We start from the raw sequence: 22,698 nt of genomic DNA, 5'->3' as shown, positions 1-22,698 counted from the left end.
TCAGACCAACAAGAAGTTTTGATAGCGTTGTCATCCATTCAAAGGGCCACCGGGTCGGCCTTGCAGGCCGCTGCGATGAAGGCGTCATGCGTGGGCAGGCGGGCCACGATGTCGGCATTCATCCGACCGATCCGGAGCAGCGCGCCAGCCACCTCGTCATAGGCCGGCACGTCCGCCAGGCGGTCGTAGTCGCGGGGCGAAATCCCCTGCCCCAGGAACACCGCCAGCCAGCTGGGCTCGGCGAACAGCTGCTCGTCGAAGCGGGCGATCTTGGCGCGGCTTTCGAAGAGCTCGATCTTGTGGGCCAGGCTGTCGGGGACGGCCATGTCGCGGCAGTAGCGCCAAAGCTCGGCGTCATCGCGCTGGGTCGCCTTGTAGTGCAGGACGATGAAGTCGCGGATCTGCTCGTATTCGATCTGGGTCAGCCGGTTGAACTCGGCCTCGGCGGCCGGGTCGTAGCCGCCGATCGGAAGCAGCGACAAAAGGCGCATGGCCCCGGTCTGGATCAGGTGGATGCTGGTCGATTCCAGCGGCTCCATGAAGCCGCCGGCCAACCCCAAGGCCACCACGTTCTTGCTCCAGCTCTTCTTGCGGCGACCGGCGGTGAAGCGTAGCGGGCGCGGGTCGGCCAGGGCCTTGCCGTCCAGGTTGGCGAGCAGCGTGTCGGCGGCCGCATCATCGCTGATATGGCTGCTGCAATAGACATAGCCGTTGCCGGTTCGGTGCTGCAGCGGGATCCGCCACTGCCAGCCGGCCTCGCGCGCGGTCGAGCGGGTGTAGGGCGTCAGCGGATAGGCGTTCTCGCACGGCACGGCCAGGGCGCGATCGCAGGGCAGCCAGTGCGACCAGTCCTCGTAACCCGCCTCCAGCGCCTGCTCGATCAGCAGGCCCCGAAACCCCGAACAGTCGACGAAGAAGTCACCCTCGACCCGGCGGCCGTCGGCCAGGGTCAGGCCGGTGACGAAGCCGCTCTCGGGGTCCTGCTCGACCTTGGCGATCTTGCCCTCGGTGCGCTTGACGCCCCGCGCCTCGGCGTAACCGCGCAGGTACTTGGCGTAGAGGCCGGCGTCGAAGTGGTAGGCGTAGCCCAGGCCCGGCACGCCGGGCGGCAGGTCCTTGGGCGGCAGGGCGAACTTGCCGGCCTTGGCCGCGACCGTGGCCAGAGCGTAGCTGTCCAGGCTGCCGCCCTCGCCCTGGGCCTTCAGCCGCAGCCAGTAGTGATGGAAACCCACGCCCTCGATCGCCTGGCCGTAAGGGCCGAAGGGGTGGAAATACTCCGCGCCCAGGCGGCCCCAGTCGCGGAACTGGATGCCCAGCTTGAACGTCGCCTGGGTCTGCTTGATGAAGTCGATCTCGTCGATGCCCAGGAGGCCGTTCAGGAACTGGATCGGCGGGATGGTGGCCTCGCCGACGCCGACCGTGCCGATCTCCTCGGACTCGATCAGCTCGACCTCGCCGATCCGGCCCTTCATGGCCTGGATCAGGGTCGCCGCGGCGATCCAGCCGGCCGTGCCGCCGCCGACCACCACGAACTTGCGATACATATCGATCCCTCAACCAAACCTGTCATCCCGGCCGTAGCGAAGCGGAGAGCCGGGACCGCGGCAAGCTCTGAGCCTGCTGCGGTCCCGGCTCGGCGCGCTGCGCGCTTGGCCGGGATGACAGTTTTTACGGCGCTAGAACGTCCCGCGCAGCACCACCGAGTAGCGGCGATCGGCCACCACCCAGTTGTGGCCCGTCAGGCCTTCTTCCGGACGCCCCGGATAGCTGACCAGGATCTTGGTCTTGGTGTTGGTCAGGTTCACGGCCTGGAAGCCGACCTTGATCTTGTCGTTGACCGTGTAGAACACCGAGCCGTCCAGCTGGCCGTAGTCGTCGTACCAGGCGGGGATGTTGATGTTCGCCGCCGTGGTGGTCAGCAGGTAACGCTCACGCCAGTTGTAGGCCAGGCGGGCCGACACCCTGCCCAGGTCGTACAGGGCCGCGAGGTTGTAGCTCTTCTTCGACAGGCCCTCGAGCGGCATCTCCTCGCCGTGCGTGGTGATGTTGGTCAGCTGGCTGTTGTCGTACGGGTTGGACGCGGCGTTACGCGCGCCCTTGCTGTCGACATAGGTGAAGTTGGCCTGCACGCCGAAGCCCTTCAGCAGGCCCGGCAGGAAGTCGTAGTACTGCTGGTAGGCGACCTCGAAGCCTTTGATCGAGCCCTTGCCGGCATTGTACGGCTGGATCACCTGGACCGTGCGGGTCACCCCGTTGTTGGTGAAGGTGACGGGCTGGGCGCCGTTGGTGATGAAGCCGTAGATGTCCTTGTAGAACACGGTAGCCGTCAGGCTGCCGGTCGGGGCGAAGTACCACTCCCAGGCCAGGTCGTACTGGGTGGAGCGGATCGGCTTCAGGTTCGGATTGCCGGCGTTGGCCGTGTACTGGAACACGCAGTTGGCCTGGGCGCCGCCGGGGATGGTGCTGGAGCAGGCGCCGCCGGTCAGGAAGCCGTTGGTGGCGCTGATCGCGTAGTTCGGCTGCAGCTGGGCGAAATCCGGACGCACCACCGCCTTGGCGGCGGCGAAGCGCAGGAACATCTCCGGCGTCACCTTCAGGCGCACGTTCAGGCTGGGCAGGACGTTGACGTAGTCGCGACCGCCGACGAAGGCGCTCCGGGCCCCATTGGCGAAAGCCAGGTCGGCCGCCGGGACGGTCGTCTGGGTGTTGGTGTTGAAGACCTGGATGCCCTGGCTGGTGGTCTCGGTCTTGACGACGCGGACGCCGATATTGCCGTCCAGCTCGCGTTCCTCGCCGCCGATCGCGACGTCGTGGCCGAAGCGCAGCATGGCGTAGCCCGCCAGGGTCTTTTCCTTCTGGTGGTTGGTGCTGCCCTTGCCGCCGTTCTGGGCCTGGCTTTCGAAGTCGCCCGCGAACGGACGCCAGCCGCCGCCGCCCGCGATGGCGATCTGCTCGATCGTCTTGGCGAAGCTGGCGTAGTCGTGGACGAACTCGGCGTTCGGCATGACGAAGGTCGCCGGCAGGTGCACCGCGCCGCGGAAATAGTCGTCGAACGGATAGAGGCTGTAGTGGCCCTTGTACGGGGCCAGCTGGTCGATCGACGGGGCGGACCAGCTGGGCGCCACCGTGTCCCAGCGATAGGCCGTCTCACGGGTCGTGGTCTGGCGATAGGTGCTGCGGACGCCGAACTTCAGCGACTTCAGCCAGCCGTCGTCGTCGAACTCGTAGCCGCCGTCCAGCCGCGTGGCCAGCTCGCTGCCCTCGTTGCGGTCGTGGTGGTCCATCACGGCCTGCAGGTAGTAGCTGGCCGGGTTCGAGGTGAACGCCGTGTTGTTGTTCATCGTGATGGTCGGCAGGTCGCTCGTCAGGTCCAGGCTGGCGGGCGAGGCGTCCGAGCTGAGCGCGTTGAACGCGGTCGTGTCGACGGTCTTGGTCTTGGCGTAGATGTACTGGACGTCGCCGCTGAACGACCACTTGTCGTTGGGATTGTACTTCAGGTTCAGCGAGTAGTCCGAGGTCACCGAGCTGCGCTCGGCATAGCGGGTGTCGATGGTCGACGAGCCCAGGCTGGTGCCGCCCGGCGTCTGGGCCAGCGTGCCCTTGGTGAAGTGGCCGCCGTTGTCATAGGTGAAGGTCGTGCCGGCGGCCGGGCCGTTGGTCGAGCCGACATTGAAGCCCACCGCGTGCTCGGACGAGGCCATCAGGGCCGACGAGCGCAGGAACTGCAGGGTCGCTTCCCACTGGTCGTTCGGGCGCCATTGCACGGCGGCGTCGATGCCCTTGCGCTCGCGGTCGAAGTCCAGGCTGCGGTAGCCGAAGCCCCCGGGGACATAGACCGTCTTGCCGGGCGCCAGGTCGGTGCGGACGAAGTACGGGTCGACCGAGATGGTGTCGGTGCGGCTCTTCAGCTTGGAGTCCGACAGGTCGATCAGGAAGCCGACCTCGCCGATGCCGGTCTGGAAGCGATCGCTGTAGAGGACCGAGCCCGAGGGCTTCCACTTCTTAGCCAGGTCGCCGTACGAGCCGTCGATCGAATAGGCGATGATGCGCTTGGCGCTGTCGAATGGCAGGCGGGTGCGCAGGTTGACCGTGCCGCCGACGCCGCCTTCGATGATGTCGGCCGAGGGGTTCTTGTAGACGTCCACGCCGGCCATCAGCTCGGGCGGGATATCCTCGAAGCTCAGGGTGCGGCCGCTCTTGGCCGAGAAGCTGTCGCGGCCGTTCAGTTCCCCGCGCACCCAGCTCAGGCCGCGGACCTGCACGCCCGAGCCCTCGACCGACAGGCGGTCGGCGTCGCGGCCGTCCGAGGTGCGGCCGATGGTGACGCCGGCGACCCGTTGCAGGGCCTCGGTGACCGAGCGGTCCGGCAGGGCGCCGATGTCCGTGGCGGTGATCGAGTCGACCAGTTGCTCGGCGTTCTGTTTCAGTTTCTGCGCCGACTGGATGGCGGCGCGCTGGCCGGTGACGACGACCTCGTCGACGGCCGTGCTTTCGATCTGCTGGGCGAAGGCCGCGGGCGCGGCGGCGCACAGAACCAGGGCCGAAGCGCCAGCCAGCATGATTTTACGACGAGACGAATTGAGGCGCTGCATGCGCTGTTCCCTTCCCCTATGGGGAGCCGTCCCGGTTCGTTCTTGAGCGACCGGTGACGTGCGGCCTGACATGCCGCTTGCTCCATATTCGGTAGCTATAATCGTATAATTGCTACCTTCAAGCCGAAATTGATAGCGCTATCATTTCCGACATGACAGCGTTGTTTCGGCCACACCGCAGGCAATGACACCGCGATCAACCGCAGGAAATCCGGAAGCGCTTCCAAAGCTCGGCTGTTCCGGCGGCCGATTGCCTAGATCATTATTATACTATAAATGGCCGCATAATTCTGAGGGGCGGGGCCAGTAGCCCGCGTTAGGGACGGACATGAGCGACGACACCGCGGGCAAGGGCCTGCGCAGCGGCGGCACCTATGGCAAGCTGGATCGGGACGGGTTCATCCACCGATCGTGGATGAAGAGCCAGGGCCTGCCCGACGACGTGTTCGACGGCCGGCCGGTGATCGGCATCTGCAACACCTGGTCCGAGATCACTCCCTGCAATGCCCACCTGCGCGAGATCGCCGAGCACGTGAAGCGCGGCGTCTGGGAGGCCGGCGGCCTGCCGCTGGAGTTCCCGGCCATGTCGCTGGGCGAGACCCAGATGCGGCCCACCGCCATGCTGTTCCGCAACCTCTTGGCCATGGAGGTCGAGGAGTCGATCCGGGGCAATCCGATCGACGGCGTCGTGCTGCTGGGCGGCTGCGACAAGACCACGCCCGGCCAGCTGATGGGCGCGGCCAGCGTGGACTTGCCGACCATCGTCGTCTCGTCCGGGCCGATGCTGAACGGCAAGTTCCGCGGCAAGGACATCGGCTCGGGCACCGACGTCTGGAAGTTCTCCGAAGCCGTCCGGGCGGGTGAGATGACTCTGGCTGATTTCATGTCGGCCGAGAGCGGCATGAGCCGCTCGCCGGGCACCTGCATGACCATGGGCACGGCCTCGACCATGGCCGCGATCATCGAGGCCATGGGCCTGTCCCTGCCCTACAACGCTAGTATCCCCGCCGTGGACGCCCGCCGCCGGGCCCTGTCGCACGAGACCGGCCGGACCATCGTGCGGATGGTCAAGGAAGACCGGACGCTGTCCAAGGTCGCCACCCGCGCCGCGTTCGAAAACGCTTTGCGCGTCCACGCCGCGATCGGCGGCTCGACCAACGCCGTGGTCCACCTGCTGGCCCTGGCCGGTCGCCTGGGCGTGAAGCTGGATCTCGAGGACTTCGACCACTTGTCGCGCGACGTGCCGCTGCTGGTCGACCTGCAGCCCTCGGGCAGGTTCCTGATGGAGGACCTGCACTATGCCGGCGGCCTGCCGGCGGTGATGAAGCAGCTGGAGCCGGTGCTCGATCCGAACGCCCCGACCGTGGCCGGCCACCGCATCGGCGCCCAGTACGAAGCCGCCGAGGTGTTCAACGCCGAGGTCATCCGCACGATGGCCGATCCGGTGAAGCCCGACAGCGGCATCTGGGTGCTGCGCGGCAACCTCGCCCCCGGCGGCGCGGTGATGAAGCCCAGCGCGGCCTCGCCCGAGCTGCTCAGCCATCGCGGCAAGGCCGTGGTGTTCGAGACCATCGAGGACTTCCGCGCCCGCATCGACGATCCGGACCTGGACGTCGACGCCAGCTCGATCCTGGTCTTGAAGGGCTGTGGTCCCAAGGGCTATCCGGGCATGCCCGAGGTCGGCAACATGCCGCTGCCTCGCAAGCTGCTGGAAAAGGGCGTCAAGGACATGCTGCGGATCAGCGACGCCCGGATGAGCGGCACCGCCTATGGCGCGGTGATCCTGCACGTCTCGCCCGAGTCCGACGCCGGCGGCCCGCTGGCCGTGGTGCGCAATGGCGACGAGATCGTGTTCGATGGGCCGGCGCGTTCGCTCAGCCTGGCCATCAGCGACGCCGAGCTGGAGAGCCGCCTGGCCGCCTGGCGCGCCGATCCGCCGCCGGCGAAATACACGCGCGGCTACGCCAAGCTTTATGTCGACCACGTGCTGCAGGCCGACCAGGGCGCGGACCTGGACTTCCTGGTCGGGGCCTCGGGCTCGGTCGTCACGCGCGAGAGCCACTAGATGGACCAGGACATCGTCATCGTCGGCGACTGGGGCACCTCGCGCCTGCGGCTGTGGCTGCGCCAGGGCAAGAGCGTGATCCATCGCCGCGATGGCCCGGGCGTCTCGGCCCTGACCGACACGCCGGAGAAGACCTTCCTCGACCTGGTCGGCGACTGGCGCGAGGCCCATCCGGCCGGCGCCCTGATGTGCGGCATGGTCGGCTCGCGCATCGGCTGGAAGGAAGCGCCCTACGCCGCCTGCCCGGCTGGTCCCGCTGATGTGGCGGAGAAGGCACTGCGGTTCGAGGCCGACGGCCTGCCGGTGACCCTGGTCCCGGGCCTGTCCTGCGCCAACCCGCTGGGCGGTCCCGACGTGATGCGCGGCGAGGAGACGCAGGTCTTCGGCGCCCTGGCGCTGGATGGGACCTTGCGCACCGGCCGCCACCTGCTCGTTTTGCCCGGCACCCACAACAAGTGGACCGTGGTCGAGGACGGCCAGATCATGGGTTTCGTCACCGCTCCGGTCGGCGAGACCTTCGCGCTGCTCAAGCAGCACTCGACCCTGGCGGCCGGCGGCGGTTCTCAGGCCGACGGTTCGGCCGAGGGCTTCGCGCAAGGCCTGTTCCGCATCGCCGAGCACGGCGCCCAGCGCCTGCCGCACCTGATGTTCGAGACCCGCGCGCGGCAACTGCTGGAGGACATGTCCTCCGCCGACGCCATGGGCTTCCTGTCCGGCCTGTTGATCGGGGCCGACGTGGCCGCCGCCCGCGACTGGTTCGGACCGATGCAGGCCGTCACCGTGATCGGCGCCGGGGCCTTGAGCGACCTCTACGTCCATGCGCTGGCCAAGGCCGGCGTCGAAGCCAACACCGTCGGCGGCGATGCGGCCGTCCTGGCCGGACTGTCGGCGATTTCCAGAATTCAGGACCAGTAAGCTTATGACCAACGCCGCTCCGCCCCCGATCGTGGCCATCCTGCGCGGCGTGAAGCCGACCGAGATCCTCGACATCGCCGCCGCCCTGGTGGCCGCCGGGATCAAGGGCATCGAGGTGCCGCTGAACTCGCCCGACCCGCTGGAGAGCATCGGTAAGCTGTGCGACGCCTTCGGGGAACAGGCCCTGTGCGGGGCCGGCACCGTGCTGTCGCCGCAAGCCGTGGACGACGTCGCATCCGTGGGCGGCAAGCTGATCGTCACGCCCAACACCGACCCCGAGGTCATCGCCCGCGCGGTCGCCCTGAACCTGACCGCCATGCCCGGCTTCGCCACGCCGTCCGAGGCCTTCGCGGCCGTCAAAGCGGGCGCGAAAGCCCTGAAGCTGTTCCCGGCCGGCACCTTCGGTCCGGGCCACATCAAGGCGATCAAGGACGTGCTGCCCAAGGACATCGCCGTCTACGCCGTCGGCGGTGTCGGCGCGGCCAATCTCGACGTCTGGAAGGCCGCCGGCGTGGCCGGCATCGGCGTCGGCGGCGAGCTCTACAAGCCGGGCTTCACCGCCCAGGAGGTCGGCGAACGCGCCGCCGCCCTGGTCGCGGCCTGGAACGCCTAACGACAACAAGAACGACGACGACAAGAACGGAGGGGGAGGACCATGAACCTAGCAGCCATCGATATCGCGGTGCTGGCGATCTACGCCGTCGCCATCTTCGGCCTGGCCCAGTGGGTCAGCCGCGACAAGGGCGGCCACCAGAAGGACTCGACCGACTACTTCCTGGCCGGCAAGGCCCTGCCCTGGTGGGCCATCGGCGCCTCGCTGATCGCCGCCAACATCTCGGCCGAGCAGATCATCGGCATGAGCGGCTCGGGCTACGCCATCGGCCTGGCCATCGCCTCCTATGAGTGGATGGCGGCCCTGACCCTGCTGATCGTCGGGAAGTATTTCCTGCCGGTGTTCCTGAAGAACGGCGTCTACACCATGCCGCAGTTCCTGGAGCAGCGGTATGGCCCCAGCGTGCGGACCCTGATGGCCGTGTTCTGGCTGGGCCTGTACGTCTTCGTGAACCTGACCTCGATCCTGTGGCTGGGCTCGATCGCCATCCACACCGTCACCGGCCTGGACCAGATGTGGGCCCTGGCCGCCATCGGCGCCTTCGCCCTGGCCTATCAGATCTGGGGCGGGCTGAAGGCGGTCGCGCTCACCGACATCGTCCAGGTGGCGCTGCTGGTCACCGGCGGCCTGATCATCGCCTGGCTGTCGCTGGGCAAGATCGGCAACGGCGACGTGGTCGCGGGCTTCCACCACCTGACGACCCAGTTCCCCGAGAAGTTCGACATGATCCTCAGCAAGGACAACACGCACTACAAGGACCTGCCCGGCATCGCGGTGCTGGTCGGCGGCCTGTGGATCATGAACATCAGCTACTGGGGCTTCAACCAGTACATCATCCAGCGCGCCCTGGGCGCCAAGGACCTCAAGGAAGCCCAGAAGGGCATCGCCATGGCGGCCTATCTGAAGCTGCTGATGCCGGTGATCGTGGTGCTGCCGGGCATCGCCGCCCTGGTTCTGGCCCCGCAAGGCATCAAGCCCGACCAGGCCTATCCGGAGATGATGAAGCTGCTGCCGCCCGGCCTGCTGGGCCTGGTGTTCGCGGCCCTGGTGGCGGCGATCGTCGCGTCGCTGGCGGCCAAGATCAATTCGATCGCCACCATCTTCACCCTGGACGTCTACGCCAAGGCCCGTCCGGGAACGAGCGAGAAGCAGCTGGTCACTGTCGGCCGCCTGACCGCCGTCATCGCGGTGATCATCGGTGTGCTGACCGCCAAGCCGCTGCTGGGCGGCGCCGAGCAGGCCTTCCAGTTCATCCAGGAGTTCACCGGCTTCTTCACGCCGGGGATCGTGGTGATCTTCATCCTGGGTATGTTCTGGAAGAAGGCGACCACCGCCGGGGCCCTGACCGCCGCCATCGGCTCGGCCGTGCTGTCGGCGGTGTTCTGGTACCTGCAGGAACAGGCCATCTACACCATGCCGTTCATGAACCGCGTCGGCGTCGTCTTCCTGCTGTCGCTGGCCGGGGCCGTGCTGGTCTCGCTGGTCGCGCCGCAGAAGACACCGGTCAGCGTCGTGACCCTGGAAGGGGTCAGCTACAAGACCTCGACCGGTTTCAACATCGCCGGGATCGGCGTCATCCTGATCCTCATCGCGCTCTACGCCACCTGGTGGTGAAGCCAATGGGCGGGCCATTGGCTCGCCCATTTTTTGCATTTGGTCAGACCTCCGACCTGAACGCTCTTGCCGAATGCTCCCGGCGCGGCTGTATTCAGCGCAACCGCTCCATTCGCGAGCGGAGCAAATCAAGTTAGACAGCGGCGACCGCGTTTTTCGTCCCCGCCGCAGGAAAGAAGATCCGCCGATGCGCACGCAGCCCGGCCTGAGTTTGACGTACGGTCTGGTCGAGCAACTTGGTCAGGCCATCGTGACCGGCGAATATGCCGAGGTGGGCTTTCCGACCGAGGGCGAGCTTTCCAAGCAGTTCGGCGCCAGCCGCACCGTCACCCGCGAGGCGGTCAAGATGCTGACCGCCAAGGGCCTGCTCAGCGCCCGCCCGCGCCACGGCACCGTGGTCGAGCCGGAAGCCGAGTGGAACATGCTGGACCCGGACGTCCTGCGCTGGCTGCTGGAGCGCAAGTTCAGCCTGCGCCTGCTGGCCGACTTCACGGAAATGCGCCTGGGCATCGAGCCCGCCGCCGCGGCCCTGGCCGCCCGCAACGCCGACGAGGCGGGACTGGAGGAGATCCGCAGGGGCTTGCGCCGGATGAAGGCCGCCGCCCAGGGCGAGGACGATCCCCTCACCGCCGACATCGCCTTCCACATCGCCATCCTCAGCGCGACCAAGAACCCGTTCTATCGCGAGCTGCACGAGCTGGTGAACACGGCGCTGCGCATCTCGATCCGGTTCACCAACCGCATCAAGGGCCGCACCGCCTCGATCCCCTCGCACGAGGACGTGGCCGAGGCGATCATCGCCCGCGACGCCGACAAGGCCTCGGCGGCCATGCGCGAGATCATCGTCGACGTGCTGGAGCTGATCCGCGCGGCCTCGCCGTCCACCGAAAGCGAAGCGGCGCGACGCGAAGCCTGACGCTCGGCGCTTGCTTTTCGGATTGGAATTGACAACGTTGTCAAGTAGCGGCCGCTAGAGCCGTCTCTGGGAGCACGCCATGGTCTCGATCCGCAAAGTTCTGGGCCTGGGCGCGCTTGTCGCCCTGCTGGCCTTGCCCGTTGCCGCCCGCGAGATCTCGCCGGAAGCGCAGGTCGCCGCCATGAAGCGCGGCGTCAACATCATCGGCTACGACCCGCTGTGGAAGGACCCCGCCAAGGCCCGTTTCCAGCTGGATCGCCACTTCAAGACCATCAAGGCCGGCGGCTTCGACACGGTGCGGGTCAACCTGCACGCCTTCGCCCACATGGACGCCGAAGGCCGGCTGGATCCGCAGTGGCTGGCGACGCTGGACAAGGTCGTGAAGGAGGCCCTGGCCGCCAAGCTGACCGTCATCCTGGACGAGCACGACTTCAACGCCTGCCAGGACGACCTGGCGGCCTGCAAGCCCAAGCTGACCGGCTTCTGGAAACAGATCGCCGAGCGGTACAAGGCGACCCCGGACCAGGTGGTGTTCGAGCTTTTGAACGAGCCCAACCGCGCCATGGACACGGTGTGGAACGCCTGGATCCCCGACCTGCTGGCCGCCATCCGCCCGACCAATCCGACCCGCAACGTCATCGTCGGCCCGACCAACTGGAACAGCCTGCACCGCCTGGCGGACCTGCAGCTGCCCAAGGCCGATCGTCACCTGATCGTGACCTTCCACTACTACGATCCGTTCCCGTTCACTCACCAGGGCGCGTCGTGGGCCAGCCCGGTTCCGCCGGTCGGCGTCAGCTGGGGCACGGCGGACGAGCACGCCCGCATCGACAAGGATTTCGACACCGTGGTCGCCTGGGCCAAGGCCGAGCGCCGCCCCGTTCTGCTGGGCGAATTCGGGGCCTACGACAAAGGTCCAATCGACTCGCGCATCGCCTATACGCAAGCTGTCGCCCGCGCGGCCGAGGCCCATGGTTTCGCCTGGGCTTACTGGCAGTTTGACAGCGACTTCGTGGTCTACGACATCAAGGCCGACGCCTGGAACGCCCCCATTCACGACGCTCTGATCACCAAGAAGTAGGACCTTTCTCGTGCAAGCTCCGTACGTCGCCGCCGCCGACCGCTATTCGTCGATGCCCTATCGCCGCACGGGCCGCAGCGGCCTGGATCTGCCGGCCATCTCGCTGGGCCTGTGGCAGAACTTCGGCGGCGCCGACGTGTTCGAGACCGGCCGCGCCATCCTGCGCCGGGCGTTCGACCTGGGCGTCACCCACTTCGACCTGGCCAACAACTACGGCCCACCTTACGGCTCGGCGGAAGAGAACTTCGGCAAGGTGCTGAACGACGATTTCAAGGCCCATCGCGACGAGCTGGTGATCTCGACCAAGGCCGGCTGGGACATGTGGCCGGGCCCCTATGGCGGCATCGGCGGCTCGCGGAAGTACCTGATCGCCAGCTGCGACCAGAGCCTCAAGCGCATGGGCGTCGACTATGTCGACATCTTCTATTCGCACCGCGTCGATCCCACGACGCCGCTGGAAGAGACCATGGGCGCTCTCGCCCACCTGCACCGCCAGGGCAAGGCGCTGTACGTCGGCATCTCGTCCTACTCGCCCGAGCTGACCCGCCAAGCCCACGCCATCCTCAAGAGCGAAGGCGTGCCGCTGCTGATCCACCAGCCGTCCTATTCGATGGTCAATCGCTGGATCGAGGACGAGCTGCTGGACACCCTCGAGGCCCTGGGCGTCGGCTGCATCGCCTTCTCGCCGCTGGCCCAGGGCCTGCTGACCAGCAAGTACCTGAACGGCGCGCCCGCCGACTCCCGGGCGGCCAAGGGCGGCTCGTTCGGCGGTCACCTGCTGAGCGAAGACAACATCGCCCGCATCCGCGCGCTGGACGCCATCGCCAAGCGCCGCGGCCAGACCCTGGCCCAGCTGGCCCTGTCGTGGGTGCTGCGTGATCCGCGCGTCACATCGGCCCTGATCGGCGCCCGCACGGTGGCCCAGCTGGAGGACTCTCTGGCCGCGCTGAACACGCTGTCGTTTACCGCTGAAGAGCTGACCGAGATCGACAGCCATGCCTCGGAAGGCGGCGTTGATCTGTGGAAGGTGTCCTCAGAGCTCGCACCAGGCGACCTGCCGTAACCATAATAGCCAAGGTTTAATGTTCCGACGGCTTGTCGAAGGCGCGCGTTCGCATAAGGTTCTGCGCGATGGATAAGGGCGACCCTACCCTGTCTGACGAGGCCATAGGTCTCGACCGCCTCACCGAGCGTGAGCGCGAGTGCCTTCGACTCGTCGATCGTCACATGAGCTCCAAGGAGATCGCCCGCGAGCTAGGCCTCTCCAAGCACACTGTCGACTGGCACCTGGACAAGGCCCGCAAGCGCCTGGGCGCGGCGGACCGCTACGACGCGGCCCGGCGGGTTTTCGACCGGCCAAATGGGGATCGGGGCGCCCCCCCTCCGACGACTGATACCCCCCCTCCGATCGCGTCAGGGTCCGACGCGGCCCGGCTAGGCGAACCTCCTTCCTCACGGTCAGCTGACCGCATTGAGGAAGGAGTTCCCAGTGAACGAGTTGACCCCCCATCAGAAGGACGCGATCGGCCGAGCCGCTCACCTGCGTCGGGAAGTCTCGAGCTTCCAGGACACGTGGCCGAGGCTGAATTCGGCCGAGCTCTTGCCCCCGCTCACGTGGAGCGAGCTCGAGCGCCAGCTCATGAACCTGGCGGCCACCCCGACCGCGGCGTCCATGGTGCCGGACCTGGTGGCGGCTACGCGCAAGCAGGCTTCGTTCAAGCCGAACGAGCTGGTGATGCGCGAGATCCTGTGTATCGCCAGCGCGGTGATGGACGAGACGTTCCTGACGGACTCCGACTCCTCGTCTCAGGACTTGGAGGAGGACGGCCCAATGAGCTGAGCGTCCCGCTCCGACTGGCCTTCATCGTCGCCGTGATGATCGTGACCGCCTTTGCGTTCGGCTCGATCCTGGCGGGGCTCCACGCCCTCGAAGGCCTCGCGCACTAAAGCCCGCCCTCGGGCTCAAGCCTCCCGACAATCGAACAATCCATGACGCGCCGACGGACCCTTCCGGCGCGAGGAGAGAAGCTATGCTCAAGCAACGTCGCCTGGCCGCCGAAACCGTCGCCGAAGCCCTGTTCGCCGCCGAGCGCGCGATCGACGCCGCCATCGCCAGCACCGCCGCCCTGGCGGGCCTGATCCCCGAGCAGCGCCAGCAGGCCAACCTCTCGGCCATGATCGGCCAGGAAGCCCTGATGACCACGATCCAGACCATGGGCGCGCTGGGCGCGGCCCGCGAAGGCATCGTCACCACCCACCGCCACCTGACCACCGCCCAGCGCGACATGGGCCTGGCGGCGGTGTCGTTCGGCGACGGCGGCTACAAGCAAGGTCCGGAAGACAAGCCCGGCGTGCCGACGGGCGTGTTCACCCTGGCGGCCGACAACCGCAACGCCGCCTAAAGTTCGTCGATCGAAAGATCGGTTCTCGGCCCTCCGGCGTCGCCGGAGGGCCGTTGCTTTCGAGCCTCGCGCCCGGCAAGCTGCCCGCGATGTTCCTGCACTTCCTCTATCAATGGGCGAGCCTGATCGCGCTGGTCGTCACGGCGACCATGGCGCTGTGGCGCGGCGACTGGCCCGAGCGCTCCGGGGCCCTGGCGATGATCATCGCCTGGTTCGCCACCCCCCTGGTGCAGAACGGCCTGCAGCGCTTCGGCGTGCAGGAGGGCGTGATGATCGTCGATGCGGGCCTGTTTGCCGCCCTGCTCTATGTCGCGCTCAAGTCCAACCGCTGGTGGCCGCTGTGGGCCTGCGGGTTCCAGGCCATGAACGTCGTGCTGCACGTGGCCGTCATCGCCGACGCCAAGATCTGGGCCTGGTCGTACTTCATCGCCAGCTCGGTGTTCAGCTACCTGGTCATGATCGCCCTGTTGCTGGGCGCCCTGGGCCGACCCCCGCGCGAGCGGCGCACGACCTGACGCCGCGTCACGGCTGACAGCCCTTCGAACGCCTGTTTCACTCCCGTCAACGACAGGGAGAGAACTCATGGGTGAAGCCTATATCGTGGCGGCCGCGCGGACGGCCGGCGGGCGCAAGGGCGGCAAGGTCTCGGGCTGGCATCCGGCCGATCTGGGCGGCGCCATCCTGGACGCTCTGGTCGCGCGCACCGGCGCCGATCCGGCCCTGATCGAGGACGTGATCATGGGCTGCGTGGGCCAGGTCGGCGAGCAGGGCCTGAACATCGCCCGCAACGCCATCCTCGCCTCCAGCCTGCCCGAGAGCGTGCCCGGCACCTCGGTCGACCGCCAATGCGGCTCGTCGCAGCAAGCCATCCACTTCGCCGCCGCCACCGTGATGTCCGGCGCCATGGACATCGTCATCGCCGCCGGCGTCGAGAGCATGAGCCGCGTGCCGATGGGGCTGTCGTCGCAGCTGCCCTACAAGAACGGTTTCGGCACCTACAAGAGCCCGCGCATCGAGGATCGTTATCCCGGCATCCAGTTCAGCCAGTTCACCGGCGCCGAGATGCTGGCTAAGAAGTACGACCTGTCGCGGGCCGAACTCGACGCCTACGCGCTGAAGAGCCACCAGCGGGCCATGGCCGCCACCAAGGGCGGCAAGTTCGCCGCCGAGATCGTGCCGATCGACGTGACGCTGGAGGACGGCACCGCGGCCCGCCACGACGCCGACGAAGGCATCCGCTGGGACGCCACCCTGGAGTCGATCGGCGCGGTGAAGCTGCTGGCCGAGGACGGCCGCATCACCGCCGCCACCTCCAGCCAGATCTGCGACGGCGCGGCCGGCGTGATGATCGTCAATGAACGGGGGTTGAAGGCCTTGGGCGTCAAGCCCTTGGCGCGGATCCACAGCATGACCGTGATCGGCCACGACCCGGTGATCATGCTGGAGGCCCCGATCCCCGCCACCCTGAAGGCCCTGGACCGGGCCGGCCTGAAGATCGGCGACATCGATCTCTACGAAGTCAACGAAGCCTTCGCCTCGGTGCCGACGGCGTGGCTGAAGGTGACGGGCGGCGATCCGGACAAGCTGAACGTCAACGGCGGCGCCATCGCCTTGGGCCATCCGCTGGGTGGGTCGGGGGCGAAGCTGATGACGACCCTGGTGCATGCGATGCAGGACCGCGGCGCGCGGTACGGGCTGCAGACGATGTGCGAGGGCGGGGGATTGGCCAACGTGACGATCGTGGAGCGGCTTTAGAGGCCAGGATCCTCCCCCTAGCGGGGGAGGTGTCGGCGAAGCCGACGGAGGGGGAAGTAACCGGATAACCCGCTGTTCCCCCTCCGGCCTTCGGCCGCCTCCCCCACGGGGGGAGGATCTGGATTTTATCGTCTTACGGCAAATTAACTCAGCGACCCGGGGTTTGTCGGCTAGAAGGCCGTCGGGCTCTAACTGTCGCTGGGGATAATCGTGCTTTACCGGATCAATGGGCGCCGCCCGACTTTGAGCGCGCTGGTCTTGGTCCTGGGCGTGAGCGCGATCGCTCTGTCAGGCTGCGGCGACAAGAAGGCCAAGAAGGAGAAGGCGTCGCCCTCCGCCTCGGCCACCGTCAGCGTCGTCACGGTGACCAGCCAGCCGATCGCCCGCCAGATCAACGCCACCGGCACGATCTCGCCCTGGGAAGAGGTGCCGGTCGGCGCCGAGACCGGCGGCCTGACGGCCGTCTCGGTCAATGCCGAGGAAGGCCAGGTCGTCCAGGCCGGCCAGGTGCTGGTCCAGCTGAACAGCGCGCTGATCAGCGCCCAGCTGCGCCAGCAAGATGCGAACGTCGCCAGCGCCAAGGCCACCCTGGCCGAGGCCAGCGCCGCCTTGAACCGCGCCCGCGAGCTGAACGCCAAGGGCTATCTGAGCCAAGCCGGCCTCGACACCGCCACCGCCCGTCAAGGCACCAGCGCCGCCAACCTGGCCGCCGCCGAAGCCGGCCGAGGCGAGACCGCCGCCCGCGTGGCCCAGACCTCGATCCGCGCCCCCGTCGGCGGACTGATCAGCCGCCGCAGCGTCACCAAGGGCCAGATCGTTTCGGCCGGTTCGGAACTCTTCCGCATCGTCCGCGACGGCCGCCTGGAGCTGGACGCCGACATTCCCGAGACCGACCTGGCGGCCGTGAAGGCCGGCATGCCGGCCAAGATCTATTCCGAGAAGCTGGGCGAGGCGACCGGCCGCGTCCGCATCGTCACCTCCGAGGTCAACGCCCAGACCCGCATCGGCACGGCCCGCGTCGCCCTGTCGTCGATGGGCGGCTTCCGTCCGGGGATGTTCGCCCGCGCCACGATCGACGCCGGCGACCAGCCCGCCCTGGTCGTGCCCTCGGCCGCTGTGCTGTACCGCGAGAACCGTCCCGGCGTGTTCGTGGTCGACGCCGCCAAGAAGGTCCACTTCCGCCGCATCGTCGTCCTGACCAACACCGGTGACCGCGTCGCCGCCACCGGCCTGACCGCCGGCGACAGCGTGGTGGTCGACGGCGCCGGCTTCCTGGGCGAAGGCGACCTGGTGCGCATCAGCGCCGCCAAGTCGGCGCGCTGAGGACCGGCCGATGCGCAACATCTCATCCTGGGCGATCAAGAACCCGATCCCCGTCATCCTGCTGTTCGTCCTGCTGTGCGTCTACGGCGTGGCCAGCTTCAACAGCATGCGGATCAACAACAATCCCGACGTCGACCTGCCGATCGTCGTCGTCACGGCCGTACGCCCCGGCGCCGCGCCCAGCGAGCTTGAGACCCAAGTCACCCGCCTGATCGAGGACTCGATCGCCGGCCTGGGCCAGGTGCGCCACACCAACTCCACCGTCGTCGACGGCGCCTCGACCACGGTCATCGAGTTCGAGCTGGGCGTCGACCACGAGCGCGTCACCAACGACGTGCGCAACGCCATGTCCAACCTGCGGGGCAGCCTGCCCCAGGACATGCAGGAGCCGACCGTCACCCGCGTCGACATCTCGGGCGATGACCTGATCACCTATGTGGTCAAGGCCCCGACCCTGACGCCCGAGCAGCGCAGCTGGTTCGTCGATAACGACGTGTCCCGCACCCTGCTGGCCATCCGCGGCATCGGCGAGGTCAACCGCCGGGGCGGCGTCAGCCGCGAGATCGAGGTCGCCCTCGCCCCCGACCGCCTGGCCGCGCGCGGCGTCACCGCCGCCGCCGTCAGCCAGGCCCTGGTCTCGTCCAACGCCGACCTGCCCGGCGGCCGGGTGACCATCTCGGGCGCCGAGCGCGCCATCCGCACCCTGGGCGCGGCCGGCTCGGTCGAGCAGCTGCGCGAGACCCGCGTCCCCGTCGCGGGCGGCGAGACCGTGCGCCTGGCCGACCTGGGCAATGTCACCGACCACTGGGCCGAGCCCCGCTCGCGCGCCCGTTATGATGGCCAGGAGGTCGTGACCTTCTCGATGATCCGCTCGCGCGGCGCCTCGGAAGTGCAGACCGCCGAGAAGGTCCGCAAGGCCGTCGAGAAGCTCGACAAAGAACACCCCGAGGTCCAGATCGAAGAGATCACCTCGAACGTGAAATATATCGAGGAGAGCTACATCGCTTCGATGGAGGCGCTGATCATCGGCGCCATCCTGGCCGTGCTGGTGGTGCTGCTGTTCCTGCGCGACTGGCGCGCCACCTTCCTGTCGGCCGTGGCCATCCCGATGTCGCTGATCCCGACCTTCGCGGTGCTGGCGCCGATGGGCCAGTCGCTGAACGGCATCACCCTGCTGGCCCTGTCGCTGACCGTCGGCATCCTCGTGGACGACGCCATCGTCGAGATCGAGAACATGGTCCGCCACATGCGCGGGGGCAAAAGCCCCTATGCGGCGGCCATGGAGGCGGCGGACGAGATCGGCCTGGCCGTCGTGGCCACCACCTTCACCATCGTGGCGGTGTTCGCGCCGGTCGGCTTCATGCCCGGCATCGTCGGCCAGTTCTTCAAGGCCTTTGCGCTGGCGGCCTGCGTCTCGGTGCTGTTCTCGCTGGTGGTCGCCCGCCTGCTGACGCCGCTGATGGGCGCCTACATGCTCAAGGCCGACGTCAAGCACGAGGACAAGGACCCGCCGTGGATGGGTCCCTATCTGAAGAGCCTGAGCTGGGGCCTGAACAATCGCTGGAAGGTCCTCTTGATGGGCATCCCGATGTTCATCATCTCGATCTTCCTGGCCACCCGCCTGCCGTTCGAGTTCCAGCCCCAGGCCGACCGCGGCCGGGCTCAGTTCTCGGTCGAGCTGCCGCCGGGCGCCACCCTGGACGAGACCGACGCGGTGGTGCAGCGCGTGACCCGCGAACTGCGCGCCCGCACCGAGGTTGTCAGCGTCTACAGCTCGGTCGGCAGCAACAATGCGGTCAACAAGGGCTCGGTGACCGCCGACCTGACCGACAAGAGCCAGCGGATCAGCCAGAAGGTGTTCAGCCGCCAGATGGTCGACCAGTTCGCCGCCATCCCCGGCGCGCGGATCGGCGTGGGCGGCAACAACGGCGGCGGTCCTTCGGACGGCAGTGGCTACACCCTGAGCCTGGTCAGCGACAACGGCCCGGCCCTGGAAGCGGCCGCCCGCAAGGTCGAGGCCGAGATGCGCTCGGTCCCCGGCCTGGCCCACGTGGTCAACACCGCCTCGATCGCCCGTCCCGAGATCGTCGTCACGCCCAAGCCCGACCAGGCCGCCCGCGCCGGCGTCTCGGCCGGGGCGATCAGCCAGGCCGTGCGCGTGGCCACCATCGGCGACGTCGACCAGAACCTGCCCAAGTACAATCTGGGCGACCGCCAGGTGCCGATCCGCCTGCGCCTGAACGACGACGCTCGCGGCGACATCGCCGTGCTGCAGACCCTGCAGGTGCCGTCGGCCAACGGTCCCGTGCCACTGAACGCGGTCGCCGACGTGCGTTTCGGCGCCGGTCCCTCGCAGATCGACCGCCGCGACCGCTCGCGCGTGGCCACCATCACCGCCGAGCTGGACGGCATCGTCGTCGGCGAGGCGGCCAAGCGCGTCCACGCCCTGCCCTCGGTCAAGAAATTGCCCACGGGCGTCAAGGAAGTGGCCGCCGGCGACGCCGAGTTCATCCAGGAGATGGTCACCGGCTTCCTGGGCGCGCTGATCACCGGCATCCTCCTGATGTACGTCGTGCTGGTGCTGCTGTTCCGCAGCTTCGCCCACCCGATCACCATCATGGTGGCCCTGCCGCTGGCCATCGGCGGCGCCTTCGGCCTGCTGGTGCTGGCCAAGTCCAGCTTCTCGATCTCGACCCTGATCGGGATCCTGATGCTGATGGGCATCGCGGCCAAGAACTCGATCCTGCTGGTCGAGTACGCGATCATGGCCATGAAGGAACAGGGCATGGACAAGCGCACGGCCATCATGGACGCCGCCCACAAGCGGGCGCGGCCGATCCTGATGACCACCGTGGCCATGGGCGCGGGCATGCTGCCCACCGCCATCGGCCTGGGCGCCGAGGTCGAGTTCCGCGCCCCCATGGCCATCGCGGTCATCGGCGGCCTGATCACCTCGACCCTGCTGTCGCTGCTCTACATCCCGGTGGTGTTCATCCTGATGGACGGCCTGACGGTGCGGACGGGCAAGCTGATGCACCGCATCTTCGGCGGCCAGCACCACGTGGCGGCGAAGAAGCCGATCGTCGAATAAAGATCCTCCCCCGCGATGCGGGGGAGGTGGCCCAGAGGGCCGGAGGGGGCCAGCTCGGCTTGGGCCGCATTAGCCCCCTCAGTCACTTCGTGACAGCTCCCCCGCAACGCGGGGGAGCATCTACGCCTTCAGCGCCTGAGCCACCACCGGCGCCAGCCGGTCGGCGATGATCCGCGCGCCCTCGGCATTGGGATGGATCCCGTCCCGCTGCATGTAGCGCGAGACCCCGATCACGCCGGTGAAGAAGTCCGGCGCGTAGAACACCCCCTGCTCCTTGGCCAGCTCCGGATAGAGCGCCGTGAAGCGCCGGGCATAGGCCACGCCCAGCAGGGCCGGCGCGGTCACGCCCGCCAGCACGACGCGGACGCCACGGTTCTTCAGGTGCTGGATGATGGCCCGCAGGTTGGCCTTGGTCATCGAGGGGTCCAGGCCCAGCAACAGGTCGTTGCCGCCCAGGGCGATCACGCACACCGTCGTCTCGGGCGGCACGCGGTCGACGCGGGCCAGGCCGTTGGCGCTGGTGTCGCCCAGGACGCCGAAGCCCTGCACCCGCGACTTGATGCTCATCCGATCCAGCGCCGCCTGCAGCCGCGCGGGCATGGCCATGTCGCTCTTCAAGCCCAACCCGGCCGTGATCGAGTCGCCCAGCACCGTCACCAGGGGCGGCGGCGGCGGAGGGGGCGGCGGCTTGGGCGCGGCCTTCTTGCGCGAGGCCGCTAAGGCGCCGCCCGGCAAGGCCACAGCCACAAGGCTGCCAAGCAGGCTGCGACGATCAAAAACGCGGGACTGGAACTTAACCATGGTCGAACCGTATCAATCTCCAGAACACACTAAAGTCCATCCGCGTTGAACGCAGGGTGAAGGGAGAACCGCCGATGCATCGCCGAGTTCGCGAAATCTTGATTGTCGGCGGCGCCGTCGCGGCGGTCGCCGCCTGCGGTCAAAGCAACAGCCAGCAGAACAGCACGGTCGGCTACGGGCCTAACCCCGCCCTGCCCGAGCCGACCCGCACCTTGATCCCGACCGTGAAGGTGTCCGAGGTGGTCGGCTGGCCGGCGGGCGTCACGCCTCGCGCCCCCGCCGGCTTCCGCGTGCAGCCGTTCGCCACGGGCCTGGACCATCCGCGCTGGCTGCTCGTCCTGCCCAATGGCGACGTGCTGGTCGCCGAAAGCAATGCGCCGCCCAAGAAGGAGCCGAACAAGGGGATCAAGGGCTTCTTCGAGGCCAAGCTGATGAAGAAGGCCGGGGCCGGCGTGCCCAGCGCCAACCGCATCACCCTGCTGCGCGACGCCGACCACGACGGCGTGGCCGAGGTGAAGACGCCTTTCCTGACCGGCCTCTATTCGCCGTTCGGCATGGCCCTGGTCGGCGACACTTTGTACGTCGCCAATGCCGACGCCATCGTCGCCTTCCCCTATGTGGCGGGCGCCACCAGCATCACCGCCGCGCCGCGCAAGGTCGCCGACCTGCCGGGCGGGCCGATCAACCACCACTGGACCAAGAACATCATCGCCAGCCCGGACGGCTCCAAGCTGTTCGCCACGGTCGGCTCCAACAGCAATGTCGGCGAGAACGGCATGGCCAACGAGGTCGACCGCGCCGCCATCCTGGAAGTCGACCTGGCCACCGGCAGCAAGCGCCTGTTCGCCAGCGGCCTGCGCAATCCCAACGGCATGGGCTGGAACCCGGTCGGCGGGCAGCTGTGGACCACGGTCAACGAGCGCGACGAACTGGGCAACGACCTGGTGCCCGACTACATGACCTCGGTGCATGAGGGCGGCTTCTACGGCTGGCCCTACAGCTGGTTCGGCCGTCACGTCGACAAGCGGGTCAAGGACGCCGACCGCCGTCCAGACATGGTCGAGCGCGCCATGGTCCCCGACTACGCCCTGGGCGCCCACACCGCCTCGCTGGGCCTGACCTTCTATACGGGCGCCAGCTTCCCGGCCCACTACAAGGACGGGGTGTTCATCGGCCAGCACGGGTCTTGGAATCGCAAGCCCCAGGCGGGGTACAAGGTGATCTTCGTGCCGTTCGCCGGGGGCAAGCCGGCTGGCGGGGTGGAGGACTTCCTGACCGGGTTCCTGGATGCTGAGGGCAAGGCGCAAGGCCGGCCGGTCGGCGTGACGGTGGACGGCGCCGGGGCGCTGCTGGTCGCGGATGACGTGGGGAACGTGGTGTGGCGGGTCAGTAAATAGCTCGGCGGGACCGAAACCTCGTCCTTCGACAAGCTCAGGATGAGGTTTCTTACTGAACCGCCCTCACCTAGATCCTCTTGCTGCGCCAACCTTGATCCTCATCCTGAGCTTGTCGAAGGACGAGGATCACGCA

The 22,698-nt window shown here is 67.8% G+C and carries 17 protein-coding genes and 2 pseudogenes; 16 read left to right on the top strand and 3 right to left on the bottom strand.

Features of this window, described 5'->3' with window-relative positions; translation table 11 throughout:
* Positions 1-38 precede the first annotated feature (38 nt).
* Both AC1RRR_RS15680 and AC1RRR_RS15675 read right to left on the bottom strand, forming a co-directional pair.
* Positions 39-1,544, bottom strand: coding sequence for a tryptophan halogenase family protein (locus tag AC1RRR_RS15680; protein WP_492814468.1), 1,506 nt, complete (start codon positions 1,542-1,544; stop codon positions 39-41).
* Positions 1,545-1,676: 132 nt separating this feature from the next.
* Entirely contained in the window at positions 1,677-4,592 is a 2,916-nt protein-coding gene (locus tag AC1RRR_RS15675) for a TonB-dependent receptor (protein ID WP_492814466.1), read from the bottom strand.
* Positions 4,593-4,920: 328 nt separating this feature from the next.
* Between AC1RRR_RS15675 and AC1RRR_RS15670 the strand changes: the two genes are divergently transcribed.
* From AC1RRR_RS15670 to AC1RRR_RS15605, 14 genes and pseudogenes are all read left to right on the top strand, one after another.
* On the top strand, positions 4,921-6,657 hold the full coding sequence (locus AC1RRR_RS15670) for an IlvD/Edd family dehydratase (protein ID WP_492814464.1): 1,737 nt from the start codon (positions 4,921-4,923) through the stop codon (positions 6,655-6,657).
* Positions 6,658-7,572, top strand: coding sequence for a 2-dehydro-3-deoxygalactonokinase (locus tag AC1RRR_RS15665; RefSeq protein WP_492814462.1), 915 nt, complete (start codon positions 6,658-6,660; stop codon positions 7,570-7,572).
* Positions 7,573-7,576: 4 nt separating this feature from the next.
* The gene (locus tag AC1RRR_RS15660; RefSeq protein WP_492814460.1) at positions 7,577-8,185 is read left to right on the top strand and encodes a 2-dehydro-3-deoxy-6-phosphogalactonate aldolase; all 609 of its coding nucleotides are present in this window, start codon (positions 7,577-7,579) and stop codon (positions 8,183-8,185) included.
* Between the two features lie 42 nt (positions 8,186-8,227).
* Positions 8,228-9,799 carry a sodium/sugar symporter gene (locus tag AC1RRR_RS15655; protein ID WP_492814458.1) on the top strand — a complete coding sequence of 524 codons (1,572 nt, stop codon included), beginning with the start codon at positions 8,228-8,230 and terminating at the stop codon, positions 9,797-9,799.
* 187 nt (positions 9,800-9,986) lie between these two features.
* Entirely contained in the window at positions 9,987-10,715 is a 729-nt protein-coding gene (locus tag AC1RRR_RS15650) for a FadR/GntR family transcriptional regulator (RefSeq protein WP_492814457.1), read from the top strand.
* Between the two features lie 79 nt (positions 10,716-10,794).
* The gene (locus tag AC1RRR_RS15645; RefSeq protein ID WP_492814455.1) at positions 10,795-11,796 is read left to right on the top strand and encodes a glycoside hydrolase family 5 protein; all 1,002 of its coding nucleotides are present in this window, start codon (positions 10,795-10,797) and stop codon (positions 11,794-11,796) included.
* Between the two features lie 52 nt (positions 11,797-11,848).
* A complete protein-coding gene (mgrA, locus tag AC1RRR_RS15640; protein WP_492815264.1) occupies positions 11,849-12,859 on the top strand; it encodes an L-glyceraldehyde 3-phosphate reductase in 1,011 nt (336 codons plus the stop codon).
* A gap of 68 nt (positions 12,860-12,927) precedes the next feature.
* Positions 12,928-13,077: pseudogene (locus AC1RRR_RS15635) on the top strand (helix-turn-helix domain-containing protein); the annotation flags it as partial.
* A gap of 208 nt (positions 13,078-13,285) precedes the next feature.
* Entirely contained in the window at positions 13,286-13,636 is a 351-nt protein-coding gene (locus AC1RRR_RS15630) for a hypothetical protein (RefSeq protein ID WP_492814453.1), read from the top strand.
* A gap of 190 nt (positions 13,637-13,826) precedes the next feature.
* Entirely contained in the window at positions 13,827-14,198 is a 372-nt protein-coding gene (locus tag AC1RRR_RS15625) for a hypothetical protein (protein ID WP_492814451.1), read from the top strand.
* Between the two features lie 53 nt (positions 14,199-14,251).
* Positions 14,252-14,713 carry a hypothetical protein gene (locus AC1RRR_RS15620; protein WP_492814449.1) on the top strand — a complete coding sequence of 154 codons (462 nt, stop codon included), beginning with the start codon at positions 14,252-14,254 and terminating at the stop codon, positions 14,711-14,713.
* A gap of 67 nt (positions 14,714-14,780) precedes the next feature.
* The gene (locus AC1RRR_RS15615) at positions 14,781-15,953 is read left to right on the top strand and encodes an acetyl-CoA C-acetyltransferase (protein ID WP_492814447.1); all 1,173 of its coding nucleotides are present in this window, start codon (positions 14,781-14,783) and stop codon (positions 15,951-15,953) included.
* A 270-nt stretch (positions 15,954-16,223) separates the two neighbouring features.
* On the top strand, positions 16,224-17,276 hold the full coding sequence (locus AC1RRR_RS15610; protein ID WP_492814445.1) for an efflux RND transporter periplasmic adaptor subunit: 1,053 nt from the start codon (positions 16,224-16,226) through the stop codon (positions 17,274-17,276).
* A 10-nt stretch (positions 17,277-17,286) separates the two neighbouring features.
* A complete protein-coding gene (locus AC1RRR_RS15605) occupies positions 17,287-20,367 on the top strand; it encodes an efflux RND transporter permease subunit (RefSeq protein WP_492814443.1) in 3,081 nt (1,026 codons plus the stop codon).
* A 120-nt stretch (positions 20,368-20,487) separates the two neighbouring features.
* Here the strand turns inward: AC1RRR_RS15605 and AC1RRR_RS15600 are convergent, their stop codons facing one another.
* Positions 20,488-21,168 carry an arylesterase gene (locus tag AC1RRR_RS15600; RefSeq protein ID WP_492814441.1) on the bottom strand — a complete coding sequence of 227 codons (681 nt, stop codon included), beginning with the start codon at positions 21,166-21,168 and terminating at the stop codon, positions 20,488-20,490.
* A 74-nt stretch (positions 21,169-21,242) separates the two neighbouring features.
* Here AC1RRR_RS15600 and AC1RRR_RS15595 point away from each other — a divergent pair, with 74 nt between their 5' ends.
* Positions 21,243-22,565 (top strand): PQQ-dependent sugar dehydrogenase, encoded by a 1,323-nt coding sequence (locus AC1RRR_RS15595; RefSeq protein ID WP_492814439.1) that lies wholly within the window; start codon positions 21,243-21,245, stop codon positions 22,563-22,565.
* Positions 22,562-22,691 (top strand): annotated as a pseudogene (locus AC1RRR_RS15590) (hypothetical protein); the annotation flags it as partial. The gene AC1RRR_RS15595 and the pseudogene AC1RRR_RS15590, both read left to right, overlap by 4 nt.
* Between the last annotated feature and the right edge of the window lie 7 nt (positions 22,692-22,698).

Source organism: Caulobacter sp. GW821-FHT12D05 (assembly GCF_058807295.1).
The sequence above is the reverse complement of the archived record's forward strand: the minus strand, read 5'-3'. Positions and strand labels throughout refer to the sequence as shown.